Below are 3,034 nucleotides of genomic sequence, written 5' to 3' on the forward strand. Positions count from 1 at the left end.
GGCGTGGGCGACGTGGCTCCCACGCTCACGAACAAGAACTCCCCCTCCGTGCCACGGCTCCCGAACTGGGGCGTCTGGCGGAAGCGACCATTGGTCTTGGCAAGGATCAGATCAGGCACACTTGTTTTGAGCTGAGCCCCAAGAAGGCTCACGGGAACGATTTCCTCGCTCGCCGCCGCTTGACGCAACACTTCCAAAAGCTTATGTGTGAACGCAGAGTTGCGCAGGCCAGGAAGGATCAGTGCCTCTTCACCCTTGCCACCCGCAGCAATCGCCTGGAGCGCAGGAACCGCAAGAAACCCACGAAGCGTCGCCGCGCTCGGCTTAGGGAAGTTCTTCCCTTGCACAATCAAGCCACCAAAGCACGCATCCGCCAGCAAGAGCCGATGCCGCGCCGGGGAGCTTTCCAGATAGCGCCAAAGCCCATCCATCGGGAGGCAGTCACGAAGATACGGAACCGGGTCGCTTGTGTCCTTCAGGTCAAGCTCTGCATCGGCGGGAATCAGAAAGCCCGTGTCACCCCCGTCTTGAGTCTTGATGGTCTGACCATGGCACGAAAAATACACCAGAACGCGGTCCGTGGCCTGCACTCGCTTGCGATCTGCCAAGCTAGAGAGTGCCTTCTCGATCCCCTTGCGCGAGGCTTGGCTATCCAGCAGCACGGTCACGTTCTCCGCTAGAAACCCATAGGATTCGACGAGGAGCGCCTTCAGATCGGTCACATCCGCCTCAGCAGTCTTGATCTGAAGCTCGCTAGGAAACTGCTGGTAGGTAATTCCAATCAGCACCGCGTACGAGTTGGTGTAGACGGTTGCACCAGCCAGCTCTCCTGAGCGCGGCACCACGGCAAGCGACTTGCCCTGCTGCGGCAGTGCAAAGGCTTCAAGCGGAAAGGCAAGGGCAGTCAGGCTGGAGACGAGAAGAGTGCGCCGGTTCATGAGAGCATTATAACGCAAGACAATATCGCCGTGTGACACCGCATCTGCCGCCCCGTGTCCCCGCCCCGTGAACGGGGCGTCTGGATAGCCTGCGCCTGTGAAGCCCGTGCCGGGCTGGGGAGTGGGCTGATTATGGGTAAGGGAAATGGGTTCGGCGCGGTATACTTTTGTGTGCCCAAACCCTTTGATGCCTCCACCAAGTTCTTGGTAGAGCTGCGCCCCGAAGACTGGATTGCCTTTCTAGAGCTACCAACAGGCAAGATCAGCCTACTGGAAGCAGATGTCTCGACGGTGACAGCGGCAGGCGACAAAATAGTGCAGGTGAGTGCGGCGCAGGGAACCTACGGAGTGCACTTCGAGTTTCAAGCGGGGCCAGATACCGAGTTTGTACCGCGCTTGTGGCAGTACAATGTGCTCTACACTAGCAAGTTCAAGTTGCCAATACGAAGTGTTGCGTTTCTGCTACGCCCCTTCGACGGGCACCGAGCCATCACGGGACGCTACGTCCAAACAGACACCGAGGGAGAGCTGATCCATGACTTCCGCCACCAGGTGCTTCGGGTCTGGCAGATGCCCCCGGAGACGTTTCTGACAGGCGGACTGGCACTCTTGCCACTAGCCGCCGTGGCCCAAGTCTCCAAGCGCGCGGTGGCAGGCATTGTCCGCGAGATTGACCAGCGCCTGGAGCGTGAGGCCAGGCCCAGCGATAGTGAGCTGCTCCGAACCGCAACCTTTGTTTTGTTGGGACTGAAATACGATAAAATCTTTGTGGAGAAAATCATGAGCCGAAACGTACTGGAACTGTCCTCAACCTACCAAGCCCTTTTGCAAGAAGGTAGGCAAGAAGGACTGCAAGAAGGCAAAAAAGAGGGCAACCTCGAAGAAGCCCGCGAGATGCTCCTGCGCTTCGGGCGGCGGCGCTTGGGCGAGGCCGACGAGGCCACGAAGGCGTTTCTGGAGAGCATCACGTCGGTGGAGACGCTGGAGAGCTTCGCAGATCGCCTCTGGGACATCGAAACCTGGGCGGAGCTACAGCGGCCACAGTAACCCCCTATTCTTACTGATCGAAGTCGCTCATCGGGAGCGTGTCTTCCACGGCGGGAGGCGGGACGCCGTGCTGGCTACAGGCCGCCAAGGCGATTCGGATGACGTCGTTGTGCACCCCAATTCCGAACGCGTCAGGGTCGTCGTAGGTTTCCAGATACCTGGTGCGGGAGCTGTCGAGAGCGTGTAGGGCAGCGGGAAGGAACGCAGCGGGTGACCCGTCCGGGATCTGCGACAGATACCCCTCCATCAGGCTCGCCGCACGTGCCAGGTGATCGCCCACATTGCACCGGGCGGCTCTATCCCAGTAGTAGTCGGGCTGGGCGCGGCGCTTGGCAGCAGAGACGTAGAGCTCGTCGAGGGCATCAGCCAGCTCCCCAAAGATCGCCCCCGCCTCGACCAGCTCCGGTCGCCGCGTCGCTCTCTGCACGGGCTCTCTCTGCTCCACCGGCTCTGTTTTCACCTTTCTCCAAGGCCACCAAGACATCCGCATCCTCCGTTCCCCTTCACCACCCCTCTCCCCGCTCGACTGCTCGCGACCCTCTCCAACTTCGTGAAGAGGGTTGTGGTGCGCTTACCGCATGCCACAAATCCCTCTTCGCAACGAGGCACGAGCGATCAGCCGGAGAGGTAAACCGACTACAGTCTCGGATAGACGAGGCGAAAGCCAATGGTGTGGCCTGCGACGAGAGGAGAGAAGTTGATCAAGGTCGTGCAGCGGAAGTAGACTGCGTCGGAGTCTCTCCAGGAGCCGCCCTTTTGGAATTTAAGAGAGCTGTCCGGACCGTCGTTACACCAATGCCATACATTACCAGACATATCTGACAGGCCATGGCTATTGGTGAAGATACGATTGGAGCGCTTAACAGGAGCCGTCTTGCCAGCATCACCATCATCCTTGATACTACACCATAACTCATGGTTCGCTCATTTTTTGAGGGGTTTAGCAAATTTGAGGTAACCTCGTTTCATGACCGAAACGCTCACTCTTATCACGGAACGGGTAGATGACATCCCCGTATTATTCGAGCAGATGCAGAAATTGGAGATGG

Annotated in this window: 4 protein-coding genes; 1 reads left to right on the forward strand and 3 read right to left on the reverse strand. The window is 58.7% G+C overall.

The window, feature by feature from the left end; genetic code table 11:
* The coding region (locus tag RMO15_RS25645; RefSeq protein WP_309719444.1) for a caspase family protein at positions 1-938 on the reverse strand (938 nt) is incomplete at its 3' end.
* Between the two features lie 171 nt (positions 939-1,109).
* On the opposite strand from RMO15_RS25645, the gene RMO15_RS25650 reads away from it, so the two are divergent.
* The gene (locus tag RMO15_RS25650; RefSeq protein WP_309719447.1) at positions 1,110-1,985 is read left to right on the forward strand and encodes a hypothetical protein; all 876 of its coding nucleotides are present in this window, start codon (positions 1,110-1,112) and stop codon (positions 1,983-1,985) included.
* Positions 1,986-1,995: 10 nt separating this feature from the next.
* Here the strand turns inward: RMO15_RS25650 and RMO15_RS25655 are convergent, their stop codons facing one another.
* Both RMO15_RS25655 and RMO15_RS33455 read right to left on the reverse strand, forming a co-directional pair.
* Entirely contained in the window at positions 1,996-2,445 is a 450-nt protein-coding gene (locus RMO15_RS25655) for a hypothetical protein (protein ID WP_309719449.1), read from the reverse strand.
* 176 nt (positions 2,446-2,621) lie between these two features.
* Positions 2,622-2,885: a formylglycine-generating enzyme family protein gene (locus tag RMO15_RS33455; RefSeq protein ID WP_369016163.1), complete on the reverse strand. Its 264-nt coding sequence runs from the start codon at positions 2,883-2,885 to the stop codon at positions 2,622-2,624.
* Positions 2,886-3,034 lie beyond the last annotated feature (149 nt).

This window comes from Armatimonas sp. (genome assembly GCF_031410135.1).
Classification (GTDB): domain Bacteria; phylum Armatimonadota; class Armatimonadia; order Armatimonadales; family Armatimonadaceae; genus Armatimonas.